The following is a 25,861-nucleotide window of genomic DNA, read 5'->3' as shown; positions in this document are numbered from 1 at the left end:
TGCTATATTTAAACAAACTAATCATATGATACTCCAAAACAAAAATGCCGTTATATATGGCGCAGGTGGTTCATTGGGCGGCGCAGTGGCAAAGGCTTTTGCAGCAGCCGGTGCAAAAGTATTTTTAACTGGCCCCAACCACGAATCCCTCCAAAAAGTAGCCGATGAAATTATTGCTTTGGGCGGTTTAGCCGAAACGGCGATAGTTGACGCATTTGACGAGGCCGCAATCAATCAGCATTTGCAGCAAATGATAAACAGCGTCGGAGCAGTTGATATTTCCTTTAACGCTGTCGGGGTTGATGTGGTGCAAAACGTTCCGCTTACCGAAATATCAGCCGAAGATTTTGTGAAACCTGTTACCCTCACCATGCAAACCCGTTTCATGACGGCAATAGCAGCCGCCGGGGTGATGATGAAGCAAAAATCGGGAGTAATTTTATCACTTACGGCTACTCCTGCGGGTATAGGTTATCCGCTTACAGGAGGCTTTGGGCCCGCTTGCAGTGGAGTTGAAAGTTTTTCGCGCACGCTGGCCTCTGAGCTCGGGGTGTACGGTATCCGTGTAGTTAATATCCGCTCAGGCGGTTCACCTGATTCGCGGGTGTTTAAAAGCGCTATTGATGCCATGCCTGATGTTATGGATCCTATCATCAAAAAAATGGAGGCCGATACCATGCTTAAGAAACTCCCACTGATGGCTGATATTGCCAATACAGCCGTTTTCCTGGCATCAAACCTGGCTGGCCAAATTACAGGCGTAACCATCGATGTAACCGGAGGCACAACGGCAGCGTTAAATTACAGGGTAAACAGACTTGATTGAAAAAAGGTTAGGTGGGATTTGCCTTTAGTTGATCCAGAAGAACAAGGCAAGCATAAAAATAAGATCGGAGTATTGCAGTTGCGATTTGAGGGTTTTTAGCGCCTCAACCATATGATTTTTTACCGTATTGGGCGAAATCTGTAACTGATCGGCAATCTCTTTGTGGGTAAGGTGCTCTACCCTGCTCAGCCTGAAAATCAATTGCTGCTGGCGCGGAAGCTTGTTAATGATCCGTTCGGTAAATTGCTCCAAGTCGCTTACCAGTAAATCTTCTTCGGTATCATTGTGAACGGTAGCTATCTGATTCACGAGCTTATCAGAAAACTCACGCGACTGAGACATCTGCCTTAATGAGTTTAGTGATAAACGCTTTGCGATAACGTAAAGGTATAGCCAGATATCGCCCAGGGCATTCAGTTTTTCGCGGCTTGTCCAAAGGTTTATAAAACACTCCTGAACTATCTCCTCACTTTGTTGCGCATCCTTCAAAAACCGGAATGCCAGCCGGTAAACTTTGCTGCTATACGCTTCATAAATCAAATCGAAAGCGGCCTCATCACCCGCTATCAATTGTTGGATATGATTGCTGTTAATACTCTTACCCACTGTAGTTTAATTATAATTGGTGAGATAAAAGTAAAAAGTAAATTTTAATTTAACACAGCAAAAACATGATAATAAATTGAAGTAGTGCTGTTGTAGTGGTACTTTTTTAACAACGGCGCATGAATTTACAACTGATTATCAGTACATAAGGTGTAATAACTACACTATATACCAGGCTGAATATTTTCGCAAAAGCAGCAATTTGTGGAAAACTTATAACGAAGCCGGGTTAATTTTATTGCCCTGCCAGCCAAAAATCAATGATCAGCACCTCAAATAACTGAAAGGCAATGTTATTTTATAATAAAAAAAGCCAATCAGAATTATAACCTTAATTTTACGCCAGAAAATTCTAAACCCTTATCACGCATATGCACCCTGTTTACCGAACACTTATTTTTACTGCAATAAGTTTATTTTCTCTCATTTTAACGATAAGCAGGTGCCAGCGAAGGCAAGCTCATCAACAGCAACAGGCAGCAGAGCTGCAAAAGGGCTGGACACCAGAAGTGGAGCAGCAGATATACGATGTTTTCTATACCCAATCAAGTACTTTTAGTACTACAGACAGCCTGCGCCGTGAGTTTGCTTCATGCTGCCTCACTAAAATAAAAGCTATGTTTCCAAATGGCCTTTCAAATATGGGGCAAATGACCGATAGCGTAAAGGTAGCAGCAATGAAAATGGGGGCCGAGTGTTCAAAGGTTATCACCAAAAACATAAACATCTGGCAGCCCGAAGTTGTACAGCAGCTTAAACTTCAATTTTACTCGTATCCGGAAATGAAGCTCCTGCCACAAAACGTAAAAAAAGAATATGTGGACTGCCTCTCGTTTAAGGTAACAACCCATTTCTCCCACGGATTAAGTGACAGCAGCGCTAAAAAAGATTTGAAAAAGGTAATAGAAAAAGCAAGGAACGGGTGTTTGGTGATGATAGCCAACAAGTATGAAAAATTAAAGATCAAGAAGGATACTACCCAAACAAATACTATTTCAAAATAATGAACCTACCCCCTCCGCAACTTATTTTTCAAATAATTACGAATGGGGATATCCAGGTAAATCATAATAACATATGCCAAACCGGTTAATAATAACACACCTACGGGTATCATTATTATCATTTGGTCCATTGAAGGTTTTTTGGCTTCCAAATAGCTTAAAAACGTCCATAAAAACGGATAATGAATTACATAAAGTGGGTACGAAATATCGCCCGAAAACTTACAAATTTTGGCAAAGCGGGTATGCAGACCAGCCCCTGCGCCAAGCGCTACCAAAAACGGGAAGTAAAAGATTACCAAAAGCGGATCAGTTATATGGTTAACCTTATCTGAGAAAGGCACAAGGAACGCAATGAGCAATAATAAGCCAATACCTAAAAAACCCAGTTTCGATTTAATGATCCAGTTTGAGCGATACACTAAAATCCCCGCTAAAAACGAAAAGGAAACCCGGATAGCCCCACCACCAAAACTATCTCCGCCCCAGCCCACCCCAAGGTAACCCGCTTTCGAAGCTTCATAGCAGAGCAAAACTGCGGCAATTACGGTTAGCAGCCATAGCGCTTTATTACGCAGTTTAACCAGCACCAACGCATAAACTATATTAGCAATATATTCCCAAAACAACGACCATGTTGGCGGATTGAGATGGAATAGGTTAAAATAACGTTCGTGCACAATAGGATAAGGGATGAGCAGGCACGAACTCAAAAACATAAGTAAGGTTTGCCCGGCGCCATAGGTTGTGTAAAGGTTACTGAACGGATCAAAAATAAAGGCAAGCATGCCAATAACCGATCCGATAACTACCATTGGATGCAGGCGGATAAGTCTCAGTTTGAAAAATAATGCATTACCTAAATCTTTCAGTTTATTATCATATGCATAAGCAATCACAAAGCCCGATAAGCAGAAAAAAAAGTCGACGGCGAGATATGCATGCGCTATAAAACTCTTGTTATAATCAGGAACAACAAACTCCATAAAGTGGAATATAACAACAGAGATGGCCGCAATACCACGAAGGCCGTCTAAAATTTCGAAATGCTGTTTGGTTTTTAATGCTGGTGCCGCTACTACAGGTTCTGCTATTTCCATTGGTTATTTATTCAAACGCCGGTTTACAGGCGCTGCAGGTTAAAACAGCGGCAAACATCAAAAAAATAACCTTTAGCTGTTTTATTCAAACATCACTTTGATACGAATTGAAGAAAAATTGATACTATTTACGTCTATAAGACAGAGATCCTTCCGACTACGATTTACCAGCTCATTTGTTATGTTTACAAATATTTATCAACCGTTAAACAACATGGAATTTTTATCACTTGAGCCTTTTGTTCCCTCCGGCAGCAATTTTGAAGGCTCTAAACAACTTTTTCAGGAACTGGGGTTCAAAATCAATTGGGATTCGGGCGATTATATAGGTTTTCAAAAAGATAGCTGCCGCTTTATTCTGCAACGTTACGATCAGCCCAGCTTTGCACAGAACTTTATGTTGAGTGTAAAAGTGAGCGATGTAACCACTTTCAGGCAAATGGTGATAGATAAGCAATTACCACAACGCTTTAAGATCCGGATAGGCGAAATCAGTCAGGAACCTTATGGGAAAGAATTTAACATTATAGATATAGCAGGTGTTTGCTGGCACTTTGTTGAACAATAGTTCAATTTTTGCTACTCTTTCATTACCGGTTTCTCTTTTTGAGTATTTGTTTAAGATCATAATACTCACCAAAAATAAAATTGTACAAAAATGAGAAAGCCATTGAAAAATACAAATTAAAAAACTAAAAATCAGAAAGTTAAGCAATCACACATTTCTCACTTTAACATAATCACCTGCCCGCACCAACCCTGGCCCACGCTATCAATATAGCTTTTAGCTATATATTAGTAGTGATCTAAATCTAACCTAAATGGCCAAAACGCTTTTATATATTGATGACAATCAGATAGATATTGCCATTATTAAAGGGATGCAGAGCAAATATCCTGCATTTGATTCTGTTACATATAGCACCGATGCGGAGTATTCTATCCGTTACATCAGGGAACATCTGCAAAATGAGGATGAGCTGCCTGATGTCATTTTTCTTGATATTTATATGAACCCTTTTAGCGGATGGGAATTTCTGGATGAATTTGCAAAAATTCACCACCTGATCGGGAAAACCATTGAAATCTATATCGTAAGTTTTTCGATACTTCCAAAAGATGTGACGCGTTCAAAGCAATACAAACACGTAAAATCATATTATACAAAACCTGTTACCAAGGAAACCTTTACAAGCTTCAGGGTTAATTGATAATTAGCATAGAAGATTTTAATAGTACCGCGTTACTACTTCCCGCTCATAAACCCTATCGACTTTGCCGCTTCCTGTTTAGTCACCACTCCCTCCACGTAAAGCTGCCCGTCTTTAATTTTATAGTCGAGGGTGCGCTCATCCAATTTATAGTCGCCGTCTTTAAAAAGGTCTTTCAGTTTATTCAGCAATTCCTTGCGATTAAATGCAGGGCTTATGTTTAGCTGATCATCAACAGGAGTAAGGACAATGCCGTCTACTTTGTACGAAAATATTTTAGATTCCATTTGATAAAGATAGGCCATTAGGCCGAACATCAGCAAAATGGTGCCTTACACTTTCCTTTTATTGACCCTGGCAAACCCATTGCCGCTTTTGTAAATCCCGTTTACCGGATGCACCTGTTTCGGTTTGCCGGCAGGTGTATCATTAACGCCCTTATCTATCGCAGCATAAGCAGCAGGTATCCACTCCAGCTTTAATCTGCATGAGTTGTCCATATCTATTTTCAAATAAATATAAATTTACAAAACACAGGCCATTAAGCAAACTAAAACACGATTTTAGGCCAAAGCATCTGCAGCAAACTGACGGCAAGTTTTCACTTCCTTTACAGCGTCTGACCCATCTGGAATTTTATACTCCAACTCAATAGTAGCCGGGAATTTATAATGATTGTTTTTAAGTAGTTGTAACACTTCTTTTATCGGGGTATCGCCCTGGCCCCATGGCTGGTTAGGGCCATCATGAAATTTGCGGTCTTTGATGTGCATGCTGGTTATGCGATCGTGATATTTTTCAATAAACGGCACCGGGCTGCTGCTGGTACCAGCCACATAGTGACCAATATCAAGGTTAATTCCATTATATTTCGACTGGCTTAGTGCGGTATCCCACAGTGTTGGCGTAGCCTGGGTATGGGCATGATAGCCAACCATCATTTTATGTTTGGTTGCAATATCGCCAAGACGTTTGGTTTGTGCTTCTTCGGGCAGTTCAACCGTTACGTGGTTTACACCCAGGGCCTTCCCTGCGTTAAAGGCATAATCAATTTCAGCATCGGTATTTTTGGAGCCGAGGGCATTAGGCTTCCAGGCGTAAATGCTTACTCCTGCATCATGGTACATTTTCCTGATTTCCTTAAACTTATCCATCGAAGCTGCGGCGCGCCATTCGGCCATTTTTTTTCCAAATGCGGCCCAATCTTCATTAGCCTCCCGTTTAGGGGCACCGGCATAAACTTCGGCAGCATCGCCCATAAGTTCGATTGCGCTGATATTACAATCGATACAATACTTCAGCAAATCATCAACAGTACCGGGCATACTCCTGAACGAGTAAGTGATCACCCCTATTTGTACACCGTTAATAAGTGAATTGGGTTTATCGGCACTGCCTGATAGTACGCCTGCAAATGACGATTTTGAAAATGCCAGAAAACCGGCGGCCGCGAGTGTTGCGCTGCCAATAAACCTGCGCCTTGATAAGTTATGCTGTTTCATGATGGTATAGGGAATACATTGGTTTATACCAAAGTTATCAATTAATTGATGCCTGCAAATTGTGTATTGAAACTGTTACCAACCGAAGTTAATTTGTAGCGTTTTGCATTGTAATACCGTAAAGTAGTATAAACCTTATGGTATGAAAAAGCTGTTTTTATTCGGAATACTCGCTGTTTTACTAAGTTGTAAAAAAGATAAAACACCCAATAACGATCAGCTGATTGGCAGTTGGGAATATCGCGGCACTGATTGTTATTGCGAACCGCCTAAAGATCTGTCGGCAGTACAGGCCGGAAATGGCAACATTATTGTTTTCACAGCCAATACCTACAAGCGAATGCACAAGGATACCCTGATAAAAAGCGGCAACTACCGTACCCGCAGATATGATAATGCACATGAACAAATCATGTTTGATAATGATACCTCGGCCAACAGTATTACCTTTTTTAAGATAGAAGGCAAAATACTCACTTTTTACGGTACAGTTCCCCTTGCTGCCGATGGGCCCGAAGACCACTATGAGCGGTTATAATATTATGCCACCGGCCAGTGAAAGCACAACAGGTATCCATCAGGATCAAGCAAATAGATGGCATTCCAGCCATAACCGGTAATTTGAGGTTCTTTAAGGTGCATCCCCTTGCTTAGCAAATAGCTATATAACTCATCAATATCCGGGTGTCCAAAATAAAGTGAAGTGTCGGCATGAGCGGCTATCCGTTGTTCGTCGGGATCGGAAGGGCGCTCAGGTTTTTCATAAGCAGTATTGAGCATTAGTTCTATACTGTTGAGCTTGAGTAAAACCCAGTCCACATCATCACCTTCGCCTGATGCCTGTACTACTTCAAAACCCAGCACATCGCGGTAAAAACTTAGAGCTACAGGCATATCAAAAACCTGGAGCAGAGGGGCTACCCCCTGTATGTGTTTTACAATGATGTTATTGCTCATAATCTCCGTCTAATAACTCCAACAAAAAAGTCCTGCAGCTATTGCTTTCCGAATTGAAGCCATATATCACCATAAGGTAGATAAATGTCAGCACACCAAACGGACTGAGTGATACAAGGTCAAACTTATTGGATTTCAATGAATTTAGCCAACTCAAAAAGCCGGCAAACGTTAAAAAAACTACTGCGCCCATGATAATATATTCTATCATCTGATGCATTGACATGGTTATGTAAATACAACTTCCTGTTTCCTTTAACTCTACCCGCCCCTTTATCACAGGGATAAAAGAATTCCGTCCCACAATTACAGGTTCAATTTTAAACTCGTTAATATTTACATACCCTTTAAAGGGTTTGGAGTATCTATTGGTCAATTGCTCAAAGAAGTTCCCTGTAAAAGCAGGACTCACTTGCTCCGTCATTCTTGATCTTATTTCATCAGGGTTGAGAGGACTTATGATAGAAAATTTTTCATACGGCACCCAATTCATAACTATACAAATATTTCCTTTTAAAAGTACTAATACTACTCCTTAAAACCTAAGCCATCTATAAAGATACACCTGCACGAAAACGAACGATCCATGTGTCAAAACGATGCAAATTCAAAACACAAACAAAATATTATTAATTGAAAATCAACACCATACATACATGGCACTTAATTTGAGTTCATAGTAAAGATTACTTTATATATCATGAAACACGGCAAGCAATTGGAAAGGCGAACTTTCAACCAGGACCGTTTTGAAATACTTATTAAACGGCAAAAAAACGGCACTGCTACTTTCAACGAGCTTAGCGAACTGGACGAGATCGTAAACCGTGACCCCGACATCCGTGAAATTGTTTTGGAAGAAATGCAGGATGCAGACAATCCCAAGCCTCCGGACAATGACCAAACTCAAATTATTCAAAAAACTGTCAGAAAAAGCTTTTTTGAAAAAATAAAGGCATTCATCAACCGGCTATTTACTACCCAGGCCCCCCAACTAAATCCCGCTGTTATTGCATAAACTTACAAAACCGGTAAATAATTTTCAATATTATTAAGTGGTAAAAAACAAAACCGAAACAATCTTTATAGATATGTTTGCAGCATCGCTATAAAGCAAACTCGCTATGAAAATATTTCAGCAAATGCTTCAGCTCAGAGAACGCAAAAGAGGTTTCCATCTCATCACGGCCGAAGTTGTTAATGCCCTGCCTCAAATCCATGAGCTAAAAACCGGGATTTGCCAGGTATTTATCCAGCATACTTCAGCATCATTAACCATTAACGAAAATGCCGATCCAACTGTGAGGCAGGATTTTGAAATGTATTTCAATAAGGCTGTGCCGGAAAACGATCCTGACTATTTACATGATGATGAAGGCTCTGATGATATGCCGGCTCATCTCAAAGCCGCCATGCTTGGCAGCTCGGTAACCATTCCTATCCGCAACGGGAGACTGGCTTTAGGCACATGGCAGGGAATTTACCTGTGCGAGCACCGTAACCACGGCGGCTACCGCACGCTGGTAATATCGGCCTGGGGCGAATAATTAATGAAAAGCAATAATTATTATTGTAAAAAGCACAATTAATTTACACATTTGACTAACTATTGTAAATTAATACTTTTTTAACCGGTATAACATAGCAAATTTGCCATCTTATATCGAATGTTATTCTATATTTGTTTTTACCATAAAATTATTACTGATTATAAATGCTCAAGTATTCCAAGCAAACAAGGTTATTATTAGCGGTTGATTGTATCATTTTTGGCTTTGATGGCGAAGTTTTAAAAATTCTGCTCATAAAAAGAGGTTTTCAGCCCGAAAAAGGAAACTGGAGCCTGATGGGTGGCTTCGTTCAACCCGATGAAAGCCTTGACCAAAGTGCCAACCGGATCTTAAAGCAATTAACCGGCCTGGAGGGCGTGTACCTTGAACAGTTATATAGTTTTGGGCAACCCCAGCGTGACCCTATTGAACGTACAGTATCGGTAGCGTATTTTGCCCTGGTTGATATCCACAAATATGAAGCCCAGATCAGTGATGATTACCAGGCCGAATGGTTCCAGCTTAAACGTGCCCCTAAATTAATATTTGACCAGCAGGAGATGGTTGAGCAAGCCCGCAAACGCATCCGTTACAAGGCAGCTATGCACCCTATCCTGTTTGAGCTTTTGCCTACCAAGTTTACTATACCGCAGTTGCAAACACTTTATGAATGTGTATTTAACACCACTATTGATAAACGCAATTTTAGTAAAAGGGTATTGGCAACCGGTTTACTTATTAAACTGGCCGATAAAGACAAAGCAGGCTCAAAACGTGGCGCCTATTATTATCAGCTAAATATGCAAAACTACTATGCCAAGTTTCAGGCATTTATGAATTTCATCCCTAATCCCGATTCATTATAATACGTTAGGTAAAACGTTCAACTGAAACTGCTTATAGCATTACGAGAAGATTATTAGTAGCTGGTACTACCCGCAAAGCTTAATATCGTACCGAATAACAATTTAAACCATTCGTAGCCGTCTCTTATTTTTATTTAACATTTTCCAACCATACTGTTTTTTCGTACGTATAACAGCCTTAGGCATATTTTCAACTAAAAACCTGTTTGCTGATATCAGTTAATGAAAAAAACCGTAAGCTTCTTAGTATTGCTTCTGCTTGCTGTATCCGTTTGTAGCGGTCAGTTCAGGGAAGTTAATAAGCTAAAAAAAGACCTGCCTTTAATTCGCGATAGCATAAAATATGTGAATACACTTAACCGGCTGGGTATGCTTATGTATGAGCAAAATATCGACAGCGCTTTTAATTATGCTAAAAAGGCAAGGGCCATAGCCGAGCGGCGAGGCTACAAAGCAGGCAAAGCCGATGCCCTGAATGCTATAGGTATTGTTTACGACCTTAAGGGTAATCTGCAACTTTCTTTACGTTACTACAATGAGGCTTATAACCTGTATAAAGAATTAAAAGATACTTCAAACGTTGTGCAGGGGCTAATGAATATTGGCCTTGTGTTTAACGAAAACAGAGAAGATAAAAAAGCAATAGCTTTTTTTAAACGGGCATTAAATACCGGCAAAACGTTGCAGCGCGACTCTATCATGTCGTTAGTATTGTGCAATTACCTGCTTTTATATCCCAGGCAGATCCCTAAAGATTCTGTTGAGATTTACCTGGATAAAGCACGCGAAATAGGAACGAGGTTTAAAGATCACAGGATGCTTGTTGAAGCAGACCAGGTGCAGGGTTTATTGTACCTGCAAAACAACGAGCGTGAAAAAGGTGTGGCGCTGTTGCAAAAGGCTGTGAACACTGGCCTCGCTATGGACCTTTATTACCTGAGCCTCGATATCGTCACCAACCTTGGTGATTTATACATGGAAAATAACGTAGCTAAAGCTATTGAGTACTATAAACAGGGGCTATCCATCGCCGAAAAGAGTGGTTATCACTATTATGAAAAGGTCTTCGGGAAAAAACTATACGATATTTACATTGCTCAAAACAACCTGCCCGAAGTACAGCGTTACAGTTCAAAACTGCTGAAACTATATGACGATGAAGAAAAGTACACTAATACATCGGGCTTTGATTATATTGATTATGCCCTGAAAGACCAGCAACTGGAGGCTATAACCATCCGAAGCGAAAACAGGCAGATCCTTGCCATTGTGTTGGGCGTTTTATTTATAATTACAGCTATCGCCGTGATATTTACTTACCGGTTGTATAACCTCAAGAAAAAGCACGGCCTTACACTTGAAGAACTTAACCGCACTGTACAGTTACGAAACGAAAAACTGGAGGTTGATCATGAATTTAACAACCGGCTGGTATCCATTCTTGCACATGATTTCAGGCAGCCTATAGGTGCACTTAAAACATTGGCCACCGTACTTAAAGATGCCGACTCCTTTACACGGGAAGAATTGATGGAACTTGTAGATACCATGGAGCATTCTTCAAATATTTCGCTGGAGATTTTTGAAAACATATTACAATGGATCAAACAGCAGCTATCAGGCTTTGATTATAAGGCTATTCCGCTACCATTAAAGGAACTTATTGATGAGGCTATCCAGCCATTTAACCTATTGAGCAAAGATCGCGGGCTTAATTTCGTAAACACCGTTGATCCGGCTATTATCATTTATGCCGATAAAGAACTGGTGCAGTTCATCCATCGTAATTTTATACATAACGCTATTAAGTTTTCGCCGGATAATTCAACCATTACCATTAGCGCATCAACAGATAAAGATGTAACTGTTTGTGTACAGGATGAAGGTAAAGGCATTTCGCCCGATAAGCTTCAGCTACTCTTCAATTTTAAAGCCAATATGCAATACAGTAACGAAAAGGAAAAAGGTGCCGGCGTTGCCCTCATGATCTGTAAGGATTTTACTGAAAAAATGAACGGGCGCATATGGGTTGAAAACAACAAAATAAAAGGAGCGGCTTTTTGCTACTCACTGCCCAACGTCCGTTGATATATTATTGTAATTTTTAAATTACCGGCTGAAAAACAATAGTTTAAGTTCGTAAATTTCAGGATCAATTACAGTTAGCCATAACCTGTTATTAAACCTATAATTTATGAAAACTTACCTGTTACTGTTTGCAGTGTTGCTGCTTTCTGCTTATTCCTTTGCCCAGCAAATACCTGCCCGCTGGGATGAGCTTGTTGCCTCTGATTTTCCTGCCGCCCTCGAAAAATCATCGAAAACTTGTATCCTGCCTATCGGCATCCTGGAAAAGCACGGCCCTCATTCTCCTATTGGTACCGACCTCATCCACGTACGCGAGTGGGCTGCACATGCCGTTAAATCAGAATATGCTGTTGTGTTTCCCGATTATTTTTACGGACAAATTAACGAAGCACGTCACCAACCCGGAACATTCGCCCTGCCAAGTAAAGTAATCTGGGACTTACTGGAGGCTACCTGCGATGAAATTGCCCGTAACGGGTTTGACAAAATAGTAATCCTGAATGGCCACGGTGGCAATCCGGAGTTTATCCAGTTCTTTATGCAATCGCTGCTTAACAAGCGCCATAACTATGCGGTATATTTTTATAACCCACATGGCGCTGATAAAGAATATACTGATCAATACCGCAAAATGCATAAATCGGCAATAGAAGGCGATCAGCATGCCGGGGAAAGTGAAACTGCATCGATGCTCTACTATCGCCCCGACCTGATGAAGATGGACAGGGCAGCCTCACAATCTGGCGAGAATCAACATCGTTTAAATCTCACCAATATTTATACCCCAATCTGGTGGTATGCTGCCTATCCCAATCACTACGCCGGCGAAGGTGCTAAAGCCACACCCGAGTTTGGGAAATTTATAGCCGAACATGAGATAGCCAGTTTTATCCAGGCCCTTAAAGCAATCAAGGCCGATACCAGTACCATTAAACTACAAAATGAGTTTTTTGATAAAGTGGATGCGTTGAATAAGTAAAGTAATCACCTTTAAAAAATCATGTCATTGCGAGGAGTAGCACTGGTAGAAGCATTGGAGCGACGCGGCAATCTCGTAGTTTAGCCTGTGAGATATGCAAACCGATTAAGCATAGCTACGAGATTGCCACGCTATCGCTCGCAATGACATTTTTTGTTAATTTAAAGCTCAATCCTCCTTCGCCCCCAAAACCTCATCAATCATCCCGAAAGCTTTGGCTTCTTTAGCTATCATCCAATAATCACGGTCGGATACTTCGTGGATCCGCTCGTAACTTTGGCCACTGTGTTTGGCTGCTATTTCATAAAGCTCTCTTTTCATTTTGGCTATCTGTATAGCAGCAATTTCGATGTCCGACTCCTGCCCCTGCGCTCCACCCGATGGCTGGTGCAGCATCACTCTTGAATGTGGCAACGCGGCTCGTTTGCCTTTAGCTCCTGCACAAAGTAACGTGGAAGCCATGGAGGCAGCCATACCGGTACAAATAGTAGCCACATCGGGCGAGATGAATTGCATCGTGTCATAGATTCCCAGTCCGGCATATACCGAACCTCCCGGCGAATTGATATAGATCTGGATATCCTTTTTGGCATCTGCCGATTGCAGGAACAGTAGTTGTGCCTGGATGATGTTAGCTACCTGCTCATCAATAGCAGTACCCAGAAAAATGATCCTGTCCATCATCAGCCTCGAAAAAACATCCATTTGCGAGATGTTTAGCTGACGTTCTTCCATAATATAGGGCGTCATGCCCATATTTATTTTGCTGTTGTTTACCTGTGCAATAAACCTGTCGACGTGTAAACTTTGGACACGGCGGTGCCCCACCGCGTATTTGCGGAACTCATTTTGATTGATATTCATAAAATTTAGCTTTTAGCGTTTGCGAAATAAACGCATGATCTTTTGCCTGAAGCCCTCATGCTCAGGCAGGTTGAATAGTTTTTGATGCACAGCTTCAATCTCGGCCCTGAAGTTGTTACGGCCATATTGCTGCACCAGGCCAAGAGTTTGCTTGTGCCAAACCACCTGCTGCTTAAGTTCGGGATTGATGATCAGTTTAGCTTCAAACAGCAATGCCTCGTCGGGTGGGGCAAGTTTCAGCACATGATCATCTATCTCTTTGATCTCATTCAATGAAGTCCGCATAGGTTAATGATTGTTCTTTAACTGTTTTCCTTACTTTTTCAATGCACTTATACTTTTGCACGGTAGCCGAACGCTCCCCCGCGTAGCCAAACAAGCCTGCCACCTCTTTCATTGGTAGTTTGTGGTAATAAAAGGCACTCAACAGTTCCATGCATTTTTTGCCAGCAGTTTCCAGGTAATGCATAAGCTTATTTGTAGATAGCTGTTCATTGGCCTCATCAGCGAGATCAAAATCACAACTATCAAGCGACAAATTGTTACTACCATTCCTGAACTTTTTAAACCACAGATGTTTGGCTATACCCAGCAGGTAGGCTTTTTCGCCTGCATGCACAAGCAGTTCGCCGTTAACGGTTTTCTCGTAATAAATTACAAGTGCATCGTGAAAAACATCCTTTGCATCATCAAAGGAGCCGCCCATTTTGCTTACATATTTCGCCAGCGTCGGGAAGGCGCTTTTATACAGCTCCGTAATGAGTTTTTCCCTCTCGGTCGCCGGTTTATCAAAAACTATCTCATGTGCCATGATCAATGCGTTTAACAGTAAGTGCGCAAAAAGGACGATATATCACCGTGAAGTTAGAAAAAAACTGTTTCACCATCAAAATACGCTGTCGTTCATAAAGATATCTGAATGGCTCGGCCAATAGCTCGTTCAGTTATTTTCATTATTCCTTTTAATTGGGAGTTAAAGAACCTATCTTTACGAAAAAATAATTATTATGAAAATAGTTATACCTAAAACCTTACTTGCAATAGGTGTGTTCACACTTTTTTCATGCAAAAAAGATCACAAACCCACGCCGCCAACAAACGACAAGCTGTACACGCTGAATTTCAACATGAAATCGAATCTGGCTACAAATTCGGTTCAGTCAAAATTAGCTGTGAATGCAGCAGACACCTCGCTGACTAATAACGTTAAAAAAATAACTTATTTGCTTTACGACAGCCAGGGAAAATTAAAGACATTTCTAAACCAGGATCCTACCTTTTCAAATTTCGGCACCATTACCGATCAGGCACCTAACGGAACCTACTATGTTTATTTTGTGGGTAATGGCGGTGTAGATGGCGAATCAGATTTTTTACACGCCTCCGTTGGTCGCTCCAGTCTGGATACATACTATGCAGCCGATACTGTGGTAGTGAACGGCGCCAATATTAGCAGCAATTTGACCATGCATCGCCTAAACTCCTTACTTGAGTTAAACATTCAGGACGCTATACCTAATACTATAAGTAGTATAACTGTTACAGACGCTGTACCCTATGGCAATCTATTATTAAAAGATACTACTTATTTAGCTTTCCCAAACGGTCAGCTTGTTAATCAGGGTACTACCAGCCATACTTTTACCAATGCAGAGAAGGGGACAACCAACTTTAAAATACGGATGAACATCTTTCCAGCCCAGGTTTTACATACCATTACCATAAATGTTTATGCAACGGGCTTTACGCAACCAATAGGTAACCCTATTGTAATAAAGAATGTTAAGTTCATTGCTAATGCCAAAACAATATTATCGGGTACTGTATTCGATAAAACGACCAACAACCAAAATAATTTCCATATCAGCATAGAGCCGGGCTGGAACACCACCAACATAAACCTTTAACCTTAAACTCGAAATGAAAAAATATTATTTTATCATAGCGCTTTTGGTGGCCTGTAGCATATTAGTATGGTCTTGCAAAAAAGATCATAAACAACCACAACCGGGCGAAACAACAGATAAAACCTATAATTTAACTATAGGTGTAAATAGCGACTTTACGCAAGAAATTAGTACCGGTGCCAACAGTAAAATAAGATCATTAGCCACATCGGTGTCGGATTCAGCATCGCTGGCAGGCCTTGTTGATAACCTATACTTCTATATAGTAGATAGCGGAGGTTATATTAAATACAGATTTACGCAGACTAAAAGTAGCATTGGTTTTGGTATACTAAAAACAATAGTTGTTCCGGGTAATTACCAATTGTATGTATTGGGGTTTAAGGATGGTATTGAAATCACAGGCAGCGATAAAGGCACCAATAGTGCAGTCGCCCATATCGAAGCCAGCCCCGGCTGGGACAATGATGTAGGCTATGTTCAATCATATCCATGGCTTGATTGTTTTAGCTATAGTGCACCGCTGGTTGTTCAGGCTTCAGATCTTAATAGAACTGTTACGCTAAGCCGAATAATTAGCCAGATAAAGGTTATAATTAAAGATGCGATCCCTGCTTCAGTGAAATCAATAGAACTCTCCGTCCCTAAAGGCCTATCTACATATCATCTATTCACAGATAAATTTGAATTTACCCCACCATATGAGGATATGGGCACCCATTTTGGAGTTGCTATTCCGGATTCATTAATCGGAAAAAAGAATTTTTCGATATCAATGAACGTTGGTAGCGACACCTTCGGAATTGCTCCATCTATAACTTGCTATGGAAGTAATTCTACAACGATAACCAGACGTACATTTGATCCGATAGTGTTATCGAAAAACCAGCAGGTAGTTTATACCGTCAGCAATCTGTTTGGGGGTAACGGTACCAGTTCTGGCTCCTCATTCCAGGTGAGTATAAATACCGGGTGGAAACCAATCGTTGTAACTCAACCGTTTTAAACATATTTAAACAATAAAATTTGCAAAAAGAGGCTGTCTCAAAACATGAAGACAGCCTCTTTTTTATTTACCCGGATAAGGGGAAGAAAATGTTTTGCATAACCAATTTAGCTTTCCCTTTACTCATGGGCCAACTTTGGCGCACCCCTTCAAATTAAATTACAGATAAGTGTTTTAAAACGCTATTTTTAGCGCCTCAAATATTGGTGCTTGAAAATCAGTAAAATGATAGCTCAAACATCAATTCACATACGGTTAACAGCAACATAAAAAATGAAAGTTTTAAAATTTGGTGGGACATCAGTAGGTAGCCCCGCCCGGATGAAAGCACTGCTTGATATCATTAACCCGGCCGAGCGCCAGGTGGTAGTGCTATCGGCAGTGTCAGGCACAACAAACAGCCTCGTAGAAATTGGACAAGCATACCTCACCGGTGATAAGAAGAAGGCGGTTCAGCTCATTACTATCCTGAAGGATAAGTACGAAATTTTTATTAAGGAATTGTTTGCCAAGCCCGAGTTTTTAGCCCAGGGCAAGGAGGTTATCGACTACCATTTTTCATTACTGAGCAACCTGGCAAATGACCTGTTCACCCATATTGAAGATAAGATCATTGTTGCACAGGGCGAGTTGCTTTCAACTACCCTTTATCATGTTTATTTAAAGGAGATAGGCATTCCATCGGTATTGCTGCCTGCTTTGGATTTCATGAAAATAGATGAGGACAACGAACCTATTGTTGACCACATTACCGAAAACCTGCTTCCGCTACTCGATAAACACCCTGAAGTAAACCTGTTTATTACCCAGGGCTATATTTGCCGTAACGCTTACGGCGAGATAGATAACCTGCGCCGTGGTGGTAGTGATTATACAGCATCATTAATTGGTGCAGGTATCCGCAGCGAAGAAGTACAGATCTGGACGGACATCGACGGTATGCATAACAACGATCCGCGGATCGTAAAAGGCACACAGCCAATTGCTCAGCTGTCATTTGACGAAGCTGCTGAGCTTGCTTATTTTGGAGCTAAGATCCTGCACCCGCAAAGTGTTTTCCCTGCTCAAAAATATAAGATCCCGGTTCGCTTGCTAAATACCATGGATCCTAAAGCACAAGGCACCCTGATCGCCAATACCAGCGAAAAGGATAAGATCAAATCTATCGCCGCTAAAGATGCCATTACTGCTATCAAAATTCAATCAAGCAGGATGCTTTTGGCACATGGTTTTTTACGCAAGGTTTTCGAAGTGTTTGAGCGTTATAAAACATCTATCGATATGATCACCACGTCAGAAGTAGGTGTATCTGTAACCATTGATGACACTACTTATCTTGGTGACATCACCAAAGAACTGAATACTTACGGTTCGGTGGAGATAGATGTGAACCAAACCATCATTTGCGTGGTAGGTGATTTTGGTGCCGAAAAACACGGCTATGCTGCACGCGTACTGGAAGCTGTTAAACACATTCCGTTAAGGATGATATCATATGGTGGCAGCGACCACAACCTGTCGTTACTGGTAAAAACCGAGGATAAGATTGAAACTTTAAGGAGCTTACATAACAGGTTGTTTTAATAACCTCACCTAAATCCTCTCCAAAGGAGAGGACTTTATAAACAACATTCAATTAATCTCATTAAATAGCGCTCTCCTTTGGAGAGGGTTGGGTGAGGTAAAATATACTACAATGTTTACAAGTAAAACTATAGATAAATTTAACGGCTTAGATACCCCGTTTTATTACTACGATCTGGAGGTGCTCAAAAACACGTTGAGCGCCTGCCGCGATGCTTCTGCAAAGCATGGCTTCCATGTGCATTATGCCATGAAAGCCAATTTTAACCCAAAGGTTATTGACACCATCCAAACGTATGGTTTTGGCGCCGATTGCGTAAGCGGCGGCGAAGTTAAAGCGGCCATTGAGCATGGCTTTGATAAAGGTAAAGTGGTATTTGCCGGCGTAGGTAAATCAGACAGGGAGATAAACCTGGCACTTGACGCCGATATCTTTTGCTTCAATGTAGAATCTATCCAGGAGCTTTTTATTATCGACGGGCTTGCCAAAGCGAAAAATAAAAAGGCAGGCGTAGCTATCCGCATTAACCCAAACGTTGATGCCCATACGCATCATTTCATAACTACCGGTTTAGATGAAAATAAATTCGGCATCAACACCTGGCAATTGCCCGATGTTGCCGCTGCTTTGCGCAAATGCGATAACCTGCAATTTTTAGGCATCCACTTCCACATTGGTTCGCAAATTACCGACCTGGAAGTTTATAAAAACCTTTGCACCCGCATTAATGAGATGCAGGACTGGTTTGAAGACCGCGGTTTCCCCATCAAAGTACTTAATACAGGCGGCGGTTTAGGTGTTGATTATTACAATCCTGATAATAACGTAGCCGATTTTGAAGCTTACTTCCAGGTATTTAAAAACTTCCTGAATGTTAAGCCGGGGCAAGAAGTACATTTTGAGCTTGGCCGTGCACTGGTTGCGCAAAGCGCCTCATTGATATCACGCGTGCTGTACGTTAAAAACGGGCAGAAAAAGAACTTCCTGATCCTTGATGCAGGAATGACCGAACTGATACGCCCGATGCTTTACCAGGCTTATCACCAGATAGAAAATCTAAGCAGGAAGCAGGAAGCAGAAAAGTCAGAAGGTTTAAAATATGATGTAGTTGGACCTATCTGCGAAAGCACAGATTGTTTCCAGAAGGATGTGAGTCTACCCGAATCATTCCGAGGTGACCTGATAGCTGTACGTACAGCAGGAGCCTATGGCGAGGTAATGGCATCAGGCTATAACCTGCGTGACAGGGTTGGCAGCGTTTATTCTGAATAAGCTATTTAAGCCTGTAGCCAAGTCTTAACTGCACATAGTTACCGGCTTCAACAATGCCTATAAAGTTTTTGATCTGCATAAAATAGGCGGCGGTTACAATACCAGGACTATAAACCCTGTAATTGTAATCGCTGTTTTTATTTCGGTATACATTATCATTACCAAATGTACCGCCCCAAAAAAGCCGGAAACCAAACTGGTTGGCAACTTTATTGGTATGAAATATAATTTCGGTTGTACCACCTAATGTAAACAGATCAGCGCGCGGATCAGTATAAAAGCCCGGTTGATTGGTAACGGCCCTCCTGAAATTAAGATAATCGCCGAACTCATGGCTGTAAGCGGCCTCAAAACCAATAAAACGAAAATCGATGTGGCTGCCGCTTACAAAAAAGTTGCCTGATAACCTCCCTCCCGCTGCGCCGAAAAACTTATTTTTAAAATAGTTGGGGTCCTGCGGCTGTAACTCGCTGTTATGATAATTTCCTAACGTGCCAAAAGCACTGTAAGCAAGGTTAAAATGATCAAACACGTGCCCGCGGCTAAAATTTAGCTGCGCACTAACCAACTCGTCCGAGTAATTAGGACTTTCATCAACCACCAATGCCCCCGATATATAATTTGCCGATTTAACAGCATCGGCAGATACCGGTTTTGGCAGATAGGCAATATCACTATGATGCATGGCCGGCGCATAAATATGATCACTGCACGAGCTAATGATCATACCGGCAGCGAGCAAAAGCAGGTTGAATTTAAGTTTCATCGTAAAAGGTCCGGATCTGGTTTATAAACAGGATTCAGAACAATAATACGTTAAAACAAGTAATATAATAACAAACCCTACTGATTATTATAGCAGGTTGTTAATAAAATTATCGGTAAAGTCATCGGCAAAGTGAATCACATTCTGCAATGCTTCAAACTCGTCCTGCTGGTGGGTTGTGGTAAGCACTACTGCCTTCATACCTGCATTGGCTGCCGCTTCGGCACCTTTGGGCACATCTTCAAACACAATGCAGTCTGTTGGCAATGTACCCAGCAATTCAGCCGCCTTTAAAAAAGTTTCGGGATGGGGTTTGCTCAACACTACGTCGTCGGCACTTACTATTGCTTTAAAATAATGCCTGATGTTAAGGTTATCCAATACAAAGTCAATATTAAAAGGGATTGCCGCCGAGCCAATAGCCATGGGGATGCCTGTCTGATAAGCCTTTTCCAAAAACTCATGCAAACCGGGTAACAGCGCCAGGTGTGGTAAAAATTCGTCCTGGTAGCGCTGCTCTTTAAGGTACGAAAGCCTGTCCATTTCTTCGATCGTAAAGCGATCGGGGCCAAACATGCGTACCAGTACTTCCTGGTTTTTGCCATACATCTGGGGTTTTACTTCGTCCCAGGTAAAATTACCGCCAAGGTCGGTGTTTAAGAGATATTGCCATGCTTTGGTATGAAATGGCATATCATTGATCATGGTGCCATTAAGGTCGAATATAAAGGCCTTCATTTACGTTATTCTGTTTTTAAGAGGAAACAAACCACTGCAGCGGCTGCGTTGCAAACTTAATCTTTTTAAAAACTAAAAGGCCAATAGCATTTTATATTCTTTAAACACAAGCAGCTTTTTATCCGAGGCAGGCAACCAGGACTGACTGAAGTATCAGACAGGCATTTGTTGTGATGTTTTTCCAGGCAAGCCCCTTCGCTCCAAAAATCAGGGTTTTTACATCTAAACCTACCGGCGTTATCCATTAAACGAGCATTCACACGAGTAAAATTTGATTATATACTACTGATACTTAATCAATTATTTAGCAGCCCTCGTGTTGCCCTATTTAGTTTACATCTAAATTAGGGTTATGGTATTGCTTTATTACGGTAAATTATCCCTACCTTGGCCGCATTAATAAATAAAATAATGCAAAATCAAGGAACAGTAAAATTTTTCAACGAAACAAAAGGTTTCGGATTCATCGTGCCAAGCAATGGCGGTCCGGATATTTTTGTTCATTCAACAGGCCTTATTGACGAAGTTCGTGAAAACGATACCGTTGAATACGAAGTTGAAAACGGCCGTAAAGGTCTTAACGCGGTAAATGTAAAAGTTATATAATTATAATATAATCATTAAGCCTATCAGGCACTCAATTTTTTGAGTGCCTTTTTTATTGCTTTGCTTTTTGTTAATCTGCCAGGTATATAAACTTAATATTTAGATATTATCTTCAAATAAAAACTGGCATTGTTGTTGTTTATCCTGTAATATCATAAATCGACTACACATAAAACAAAGAAAGAACATGAAAGATCAAGCAAAAATTATAGCAGCACTATTGGTAGGTGCAGCAGCAGGTGCAGCTTTGGGTTTATTGTTAGCTCCCGAAAAAGGCACTGAACTAAGAGGCGATATTGCCGACTATATAAATGATTTGGTTGATACAGCCAAAACCAAAGCGCAAACAACAGCAGGAGATATCAAAGATTACAGCAATAACGTAATTGATAAAGCTAAAACCAAGTTTAGCGGTACTGTAAGCGACCTGTGGGACGCAAAAGATAAAGCAGTTGATGCAGCTAAATCAAAGGCTGATGAAATTGCAGGCAAAGCCGGCGACGCCGCCGAAAACGCAAAAGATAAAGTTAAAGCAACTGCTAATGATTGGAACAATTCTGTACAAAACGCATAATATTTAGTACTATCATAAAATAATAAAACCCGGCCAATATAGCCGGGTTTTATTATTTATAAACATTTTTATTATTTATTCCAGGTATTGTTGCTTTCATCGGCGTCCATGAATATGCCACCGTTTAAAGTAACCGATTTAATGCTTTTAGTGGTTTTGATATCTACAGAAATTTGCTTCTGATTTTTTTCCCAAACAGCCGGTGTTTGATGAAAGCTTTCGGCCGAACCATCTGCATAAGTAACCTTTACATCAAACGGAACTACAAAGCCGCCAACATTCTTAATAGCAGCGGTATAACCGCCTGCTGATTTAGTTACGCTTTTTAACGATAAGTCAATATAGTAATTGGTGAAGAACCAATTGTTAAAAAACCAATCGAGGTTTTTACCGGTGATATTGCTCATAGAGTTAAAATAATCCCATGGTATTGGGTGTTTACCATGCCAGCGGTCCATATAGCCGTGTAAAGCTTTTTTGAACAATTCGTCGCCCAGCATATCTTTCAGGGCAAAGTAGCTTAATGATGGTTTACCATATGAGTTATTACCGTAGCCGCCTCTCAATTCGCTTGAAGGTGTTATAACCGGCAGGTCTTCGGCTGTTGAAGCATCATGGATCCACCTGTCAACACGGAAGCTTTTGTATAACTCTTCAGCTTTTTCTTTGCCAACTTCTGATGCTCCTATCAGCAATTCAAAAGTAGTTGCCCAACCCTCGTCCATAAAGGCATAACGACTTTCATTGATACCCATATAAAAAGGGAAATAGGTATGAGCAATTTCGTGGTCCTGCACAAATTGTGAGAAGCGGATATCATTGGTGTGGCTATCATTAACCATCATTGGATACTCCATATCGGCAAAACCCTGAAACGAAGTCATTTTAGGGAATGGGTATGGTACACCCGGCCAGTTATGTGAAAGCCAGCCCAATGAGTTACGGCCTGCCTGTACAGCATGATGGAAATCTTCCGAGCTATCTAAAAAAGCGGCCTGCATACTTGCGCGACGGTTTGTTGCATCATCAACCACAACGCTGGCGGCATCCCATACATAATGATCACTAATGCCTACAGCCATATCGCTGATATCGTTAGCGGTCCATGTCCAGGTATTCATGTCTTTTTGGGCTGTTACCTTCTGAGCCGCCATTTCGGCCGCGGATGCTACATGAATAGTTGAGTCGCTGGTAAATGAGGCTTGCAAACGTTTAGCATATTCGGGCTGTAATACCTCGTTAGGATTTTGCAGTGTGCCCGTAGCCCAAACTACGTAGTTTTTGGGTGCAGTAACGTGCAGTGTATAGTCATTAAAATCGTTGTAAAACTCTTGTGCATCCAGGAAGGGCAGCCTATCCCAGCCATTGTAATCGTCATATACCGATACCCTCGGATAAAAATAAGCCAGGTAACAGGTAGTTGAATCGATCATCCCTTCGCGGCCGCTTTGTTTAGAAATTTCAAAATGCCAGCCGATATCAAGCTTAACCGAATCATGCGGTAAAAGCGGTTTGCTCAGGCTCACAAACTGATTTGTTGAGGCAGAAGGGACTTTTTTCACATCCCCGTTAACCGAAAAATTATCAAACTGAATACCAGGCGTTAAATAATCGGCCGCTGCATCACCAAAACGGGCGGCACCCGGTTTGTGTATGTTCAGGATCAGCTTCATGTTAAGCCTTTTTAAGGTATCCGGGCTGTTGTTAACATAAGTGATTTGCTCGGTGCCTTTTACGGTACGGTTTTGAGGTATGGCCGTAATGCTGATATTATAGCGGCCATAATTTTGCCAGTACTTTTTGCCGGGGCGGCCATCGGCCGAGCGGGTTTCGTTTTTAAATGCTTTTTGTATATCGCGTGGCATATACAGGCTTTGAGCCTTTACCTGCACAAAAGCAATGCAGGATAAGGCAGATAAAATAATGGATTTAGTCATTCGTCTTAAATTTCAGTGGCCAATTTAAAGCAATTGGACTAAATAACGATATGCGGGAAACATTAATTCGAAAATTAAAACAAAAAAAACGCTCGATAAATCGTTATATCAGGACATATTTTGTAACAAAGCTGTCACAAAGATTATTTATGAATAAATATTTTGCGGTATCGGATATATTTTTTTTTACTTTGTTACCAGTTATTTTAATAGGGGTATTAAATAACTAACATTTAAGCCATCTGCGCTATGCGGATGGCTTTCTTTTTTTCAAGACACTTAATCCGCAATTATATATTCTTTACTAATAAGCGTAAACAACTCATCGTTGTCAATTGATTCATCTTTACATTCGGTAAGTAATTGTTGAGCTTCAGCATAATTGAGCTGTTTGGCCACCATTATTAACATATGGCACGATGTGATATTAATATGCTCAAGTAGCTGCAGATACAACATAATATCCATATCCAGCAATACCGGTAAAGTTTGCTCCTCGTCCAGGCAAAACTCATCTTTAACAATGGACTTTATAGGGTTGCAGTTCTTATCCGACGGAATTTCATTGATCAGGGTATACACCTTATTCATCCGTTCTATCTGCTTCTTGATATCGTCCCAAAACTCCTGAATAGCCTGCTGCAATGCCGTAAATGAAGCGAGGCCTTTCAGATGTTCCAAGTGTTTATCAAGATAACATTTACCAAAATAAATACGATTTAAGTTGTGGACAAATACCTGTTTTAACAAATCGTTGTCCAGTGTTTTAGGGGTATTGTTGCTCATGATATGAAGTTAAAAGTGTATAGCTGTAGTGATATATTTCTTAAAAGCTGTTAATCATACAAATGCATATCAAACTTACCTTAAAATAAGTAAGTTTGATTATAAGGCCGGATGTGCCCGGATAAATTAACTTTGCACAGTAATAACATAATACTATGAAATATAAATTAGGCGATTTTGTTCGGTTTGTTGATGAAAAAATGGAAGGTTTTGTAACCCGCATCATCGACGAGCAGATGATAGGCGTTACCGGCGAAGACGATTTTGAGATTCCTGTATTGGCCAGTAAAGTAACCTATATTCATGGTTACCATCCGGCGGAAGCCACAAAAAGCACCAGTACAGCCGATGAAAAGCCAGTAACACCAGGCGAATTTGTACAAAAGGGGGTTTATATAGGTGTAGTAACCGATGCAAGGGCGAGCTCTGTTGTACATTTTCATTTAATCAATGAAACATCGTTTCAGTTACTGGCTACTTTAACAACCGATAAGCAACAGACGTTTAAGGGTGAATTTGCAGGTGTGATAGCACCAAAATCAACCGAAAATATGTACTCTGCACAACTGGCCGATCTGCAGGTTTGGCCTAAATTTATTTTCAGCGTTTTGTTTAGTACCAAACAGAATATTGAACCTCCTGCGCCTTTAGCTGTGCATGAAAAATTTAAAGCAAAGGATTTTTCGACCACAAAAAAGAACATTCCATTGCTTAACCAACCGGGCTGGCTTATCAGGCTTGATGAACCCGAATTGGTTATTGATGCACAAAAACTAAAGGAAAGCTTTTTTGAAACGCCTACCGAAAAAATAGTGATTGAGAAACCGGTTAGCGAAGTTGACCTGCATATAGAAAAGCTGCGTGATGATTACCAGTTTTTAAGCAGCTCCGAAATCATGGAGATCCAACTGGCACATTTCCATAAAGCACTGGATGCAGCCATTGTGCATCAACTACCCGATATTACTTTTATACACGGTGCGGGCAATGGCACCTTACGCAATGAACTGCATAAACAATTGGGCAGGCATAAAAAAGTACAAACCTTCATGGATGCCCGTAAAGAAAAATTTGGCTACGGCGCCACTAAGGTGCTATTGAAATAACAATTTTTGTTCAGACTTACGAAGT

Annotated in this window: 31 protein-coding genes; 17 read left to right on the top strand and 14 right to left on the bottom strand. The window is 40.9% G+C overall.

Annotated elements, in window-relative coordinates; all coding sequences use genetic code 11:
- Nucleotides 1-25: 25 nt before the first annotated feature.
- On the top strand, nt 26-826 hold the full coding sequence (locus BMX50_RS19830) for an SDR family NAD(P)-dependent oxidoreductase (protein ID WP_091212416.1): 801 nt from the start codon (nt 26-28) through the stop codon (nt 824-826).
- Between the two features lie 24 nt (nt 827-850).
- Here BMX50_RS19830 and BMX50_RS19825 read toward each other — a convergent pair whose 3' ends face one another.
- Nucleotides 851-1,432 (bottom strand): RNA polymerase sigma factor, encoded by a 582-nt coding sequence (locus BMX50_RS19825; RefSeq protein WP_091212413.1) that lies wholly within the window; start codon nt 1,430-1,432, stop codon nt 851-853.
- A 371-nt stretch (nt 1,433-1,803) separates the two neighbouring features.
- Here BMX50_RS19825 and BMX50_RS19820 point away from each other — a divergent pair, with 371 nt between their 5' ends.
- The gene (locus BMX50_RS19820) at nt 1,804-2,436 is read left to right on the top strand and encodes a hypothetical protein (protein WP_091212410.1); all 633 of its coding nucleotides are present in this window, start codon (nt 1,804-1,806) and stop codon (nt 2,434-2,436) included.
- 5 nt (nt 2,437-2,441) lie between these two features.
- On the opposite strand, the gene BMX50_RS19815 is transcribed toward BMX50_RS19820, so the two are convergent.
- Nucleotides 2,442-3,536 carry an acyltransferase family protein gene (locus tag BMX50_RS19815; protein WP_091212406.1) on the bottom strand — a complete coding sequence of 365 codons (1,095 nt, stop codon included), beginning with the start codon at nt 3,534-3,536 and terminating at the stop codon, nt 2,442-2,444.
- 214 nt (nt 3,537-3,750) lie between these two features.
- Here BMX50_RS19815 and BMX50_RS19810 point away from each other — a divergent pair, with 214 nt between their 5' ends.
- Together BMX50_RS19810 and BMX50_RS19805 are read left to right on the top strand one after the other, a co-directional pair.
- Nucleotides 3,751-4,104 carry a VOC family protein gene (locus tag BMX50_RS19810; RefSeq protein ID WP_091212619.1) on the top strand — a complete coding sequence of 118 codons (354 nt, stop codon included), beginning with the start codon at nt 3,751-3,753 and terminating at the stop codon, nt 4,102-4,104.
- 253 nt (nt 4,105-4,357) lie between these two features.
- Nucleotides 4,358-4,747 carry a response regulator gene (locus tag BMX50_RS19805; protein ID WP_091212403.1) on the top strand — a complete coding sequence of 130 codons (390 nt, stop codon included), beginning with the start codon at nt 4,358-4,360 and terminating at the stop codon, nt 4,745-4,747.
- 35 nt (nt 4,748-4,782) lie between these two features.
- Here BMX50_RS19805 and BMX50_RS19800 read toward each other — a convergent pair whose 3' ends face one another.
- The 3 genes from BMX50_RS19800 to BMX50_RS19795 all read right to left on the bottom strand — a co-directional run bounded on the left by BMX50_RS19800 (nt 4,783) and on the right by BMX50_RS19795 (nt 6,249).
- Nucleotides 4,783-5,034, bottom strand: a complete 252-nt coding sequence (locus BMX50_RS19800) for a hypothetical protein (protein ID WP_143065229.1) — start codon at nt 5,032-5,034, stop codon at nt 4,783-4,785.
- Between the two features lie 45 nt (nt 5,035-5,079).
- A complete protein-coding gene (locus tag BMX50_RS34600) occupies nt 5,080-5,247 on the bottom strand; it encodes a hypothetical protein (RefSeq protein ID WP_167668026.1) in 168 nt (55 codons plus the stop codon).
- Nucleotides 5,248-5,310: 63 nt separating this feature from the next.
- Nucleotides 5,311-6,249: a sugar phosphate isomerase/epimerase family protein gene (locus tag BMX50_RS19795; protein WP_091212398.1), complete on the bottom strand. Its 939-nt coding sequence runs from the start codon at nt 6,247-6,249 to the stop codon at nt 5,311-5,313.
- A gap of 142 nt (nt 6,250-6,391) precedes the next feature.
- Here BMX50_RS19795 and BMX50_RS19790 point away from each other — a divergent pair, with 142 nt between their 5' ends.
- Complete coding sequence (locus BMX50_RS19790; RefSeq protein WP_091212393.1) at nt 6,392-6,787, top strand: hypothetical protein; 396 nt, start codon at nt 6,392-6,394, stop codon at nt 6,785-6,787.
- Between the two features lie 2 nt (nt 6,788-6,789).
- Here the strand turns inward: BMX50_RS19790 and BMX50_RS19785 are convergent, their stop codons facing one another.
- Together BMX50_RS19785 and BMX50_RS19780 are read right to left on the bottom strand one after the other, a co-directional pair.
- Complete coding sequence (locus BMX50_RS19785) at nt 6,790-7,206, bottom strand: VOC family protein (RefSeq protein ID WP_208864747.1); 417 nt, start codon at nt 7,204-7,206, stop codon at nt 6,790-6,792.
- Nucleotides 7,196-7,699: a hypothetical protein gene (locus BMX50_RS19780; protein ID WP_091212388.1), complete on the bottom strand. Its 504-nt coding sequence runs from the start codon at nt 7,697-7,699 to the stop codon at nt 7,196-7,198. Before BMX50_RS19780 ends, BMX50_RS19785 begins: the two co-directional genes overlap by 11 nt.
- 207 nt (nt 7,700-7,906) lie before the next feature.
- Here BMX50_RS19780 and BMX50_RS19775 point away from each other — a divergent pair, with 207 nt between their 5' ends.
- The 5 genes from BMX50_RS19775 to BMX50_RS19755 all read left to right on the top strand — a co-directional run bounded on the left by BMX50_RS19775 (nt 7,907) and on the right by BMX50_RS19755 (nt 12,689).
- On the top strand, nt 7,907-8,224 hold the full coding sequence (locus BMX50_RS19775; protein WP_091212385.1) for a hypothetical protein: 318 nt from the start codon (nt 7,907-7,909) through the stop codon (nt 8,222-8,224).
- 106 nt (nt 8,225-8,330) lie between these two features.
- Nucleotides 8,331-8,753 (top strand): secondary thiamine-phosphate synthase enzyme YjbQ, encoded by a 423-nt coding sequence (locus BMX50_RS19770; protein WP_091212380.1) that lies wholly within the window; start codon nt 8,331-8,333, stop codon nt 8,751-8,753.
- 167 nt (nt 8,754-8,920) lie between these two features.
- Nucleotides 8,921-9,622 (top strand): NUDIX hydrolase, encoded by a 702-nt coding sequence (locus BMX50_RS19765; protein WP_091212375.1) that lies wholly within the window; start codon nt 8,921-8,923, stop codon nt 9,620-9,622.
- A gap of 222 nt (nt 9,623-9,844) precedes the next feature.
- Complete coding sequence (locus BMX50_RS19760; RefSeq protein ID WP_091212370.1) at nt 9,845-11,710, top strand: tetratricopeptide repeat-containing sensor histidine kinase; 1,866 nt, start codon at nt 9,845-9,847, stop codon at nt 11,708-11,710.
- Nucleotides 11,711-11,816: 106 nt separating this feature from the next.
- The gene (locus tag BMX50_RS19755; protein ID WP_091212366.1) at nt 11,817-12,689 is read left to right on the top strand and encodes a creatininase family protein; all 873 of its coding nucleotides are present in this window, start codon (nt 11,817-11,819) and stop codon (nt 12,687-12,689) included.
- Nucleotides 12,690-12,857: 168 nt separating this feature from the next.
- Here BMX50_RS19755 and BMX50_RS19750 read toward each other — a convergent pair whose 3' ends face one another.
- From BMX50_RS19750 to BMX50_RS19740, 3 genes are read right to left on the bottom strand one after another with little or no spacing between them, the layout of a single operon-like run.
- Nucleotides 12,858-13,553, bottom strand: coding sequence for an ATP-dependent Clp protease proteolytic subunit (locus tag BMX50_RS19750; protein WP_091212362.1), 696 nt, complete (start codon nt 13,551-13,553; stop codon nt 12,858-12,860).
- Between the two features lie 12 nt (nt 13,554-13,565).
- Entirely contained in the window at nt 13,566-13,838 is a 273-nt protein-coding gene (locus BMX50_RS19745; RefSeq protein ID WP_143065228.1) for a hypothetical protein, read from the bottom strand.
- The gene (locus BMX50_RS19740) at nt 13,819-14,364 is read right to left on the bottom strand and encodes an RNA polymerase sigma factor (RefSeq protein ID WP_091212356.1); all 546 of its coding nucleotides are present in this window, start codon (nt 14,362-14,364) and stop codon (nt 13,819-13,821) included. The genes BMX50_RS19745 and BMX50_RS19740 overlap by 20 nt, the downstream gene beginning before the upstream one ends.
- 196 nt (nt 14,365-14,560) lie before the next feature.
- On the opposite strand from BMX50_RS19740, the gene BMX50_RS19735 reads away from it, so the two are divergent.
- The 4 genes from BMX50_RS19735 (at nt 14,561) to lysA (ending at nt 19,323) form a co-directional block, all read left to right on the top strand.
- Nucleotides 14,561-15,460, top strand: coding sequence for a hypothetical protein (locus BMX50_RS19735; RefSeq protein ID WP_091212353.1), 900 nt, complete (start codon nt 14,561-14,563; stop codon nt 15,458-15,460).
- A gap of 13 nt (nt 15,461-15,473) precedes the next feature.
- Nucleotides 15,474-16,466 (top strand): hypothetical protein, encoded by a 993-nt coding sequence (locus BMX50_RS19730; protein WP_091212350.1) that lies wholly within the window; start codon nt 15,474-15,476, stop codon nt 16,464-16,466.
- Nucleotides 16,467-16,739: 273 nt separating this feature from the next.
- Complete coding sequence (locus BMX50_RS19725) at nt 16,740-18,050, top strand: aspartate kinase (RefSeq protein WP_091212347.1); 1,311 nt, start codon at nt 16,740-16,742, stop codon at nt 18,048-18,050.
- 112 nt (nt 18,051-18,162) lie between these two features.
- Nucleotides 18,163-19,323, top strand: coding sequence for a diaminopimelate decarboxylase (lysA, locus tag BMX50_RS19720; protein WP_091212345.1), 1,161 nt, complete (start codon nt 18,163-18,165; stop codon nt 19,321-19,323).
- 1 nt (nt 19,324) lies between these two features.
- On the opposite strand, the gene BMX50_RS19715 is transcribed toward lysA, so the two are convergent.
- A complete protein-coding gene (locus BMX50_RS19715) occupies nt 19,325-20,089 on the bottom strand; it encodes a hypothetical protein (protein WP_091212342.1) in 765 nt (254 codons plus the stop codon).
- A gap of 87 nt (nt 20,090-20,176) precedes the next feature.
- Nucleotides 20,177-20,827 (bottom strand): HAD family hydrolase, encoded by a 651-nt coding sequence (locus BMX50_RS19710; protein ID WP_091212339.1) that lies wholly within the window; start codon nt 20,825-20,827, stop codon nt 20,177-20,179.
- A 411-nt stretch (nt 20,828-21,238) separates the two neighbouring features.
- Between BMX50_RS19710 and BMX50_RS19705 the strand changes: the two genes are divergently transcribed.
- Together BMX50_RS19705 and BMX50_RS19700 are read left to right on the top strand one after the other, a co-directional pair.
- Complete coding sequence (locus BMX50_RS19705) at nt 21,239-21,433, top strand: cold-shock protein (RefSeq protein WP_090533335.1); 195 nt, start codon at nt 21,239-21,241, stop codon at nt 21,431-21,433.
- A 187-nt stretch (nt 21,434-21,620) separates the two neighbouring features.
- Nucleotides 21,621-22,007 carry a YtxH domain-containing protein gene (locus BMX50_RS19700; RefSeq protein ID WP_091212335.1) on the top strand — a complete coding sequence of 129 codons (387 nt, stop codon included), beginning with the start codon at nt 21,621-21,623 and terminating at the stop codon, nt 22,005-22,007.
- Nucleotides 22,008-22,078: 71 nt separating this feature from the next.
- On the opposite strand, the gene BMX50_RS19695 is transcribed toward BMX50_RS19700, so the two are convergent.
- A complete protein-coding gene (locus BMX50_RS19695; protein ID WP_091212330.1) occupies nt 22,079-23,944 on the bottom strand; it encodes a M1 family metallopeptidase in 1,866 nt (621 codons plus the stop codon).
- 279 nt (nt 23,945-24,223) lie between these two features.
- On the bottom strand, nt 24,224-24,730 hold the full coding sequence (locus tag BMX50_RS19685) for a DUF892 family protein (protein ID WP_091212321.1): 507 nt from the start codon (nt 24,728-24,730) through the stop codon (nt 24,224-24,226).
- A 155-nt stretch (nt 24,731-24,885) separates the two neighbouring features.
- Between BMX50_RS19685 and BMX50_RS19680 the strand changes: the two genes are divergently transcribed.
- Nucleotides 24,886-25,836: a Smr/MutS family protein gene (locus BMX50_RS19680; RefSeq protein WP_091212317.1), complete on the top strand. Its 951-nt coding sequence runs from the start codon at nt 24,886-24,888 to the stop codon at nt 25,834-25,836.
- The last annotated feature ends 25 nt before the right edge of the window (nt 25,837-25,861 follow it).

Origin of the sequence: Mucilaginibacter gossypiicola (assembly GCF_900110105.1) — a bacterium.
Taxonomy (GTDB): domain Bacteria; phylum Bacteroidota; class Bacteroidia; order Sphingobacteriales; family Sphingobacteriaceae; genus Mucilaginibacter; species Mucilaginibacter gossypiicola.
The sequence above is the reverse complement of the archived record's forward strand: the minus strand, read 5'-3'. Positions and strand labels throughout refer to the sequence as shown.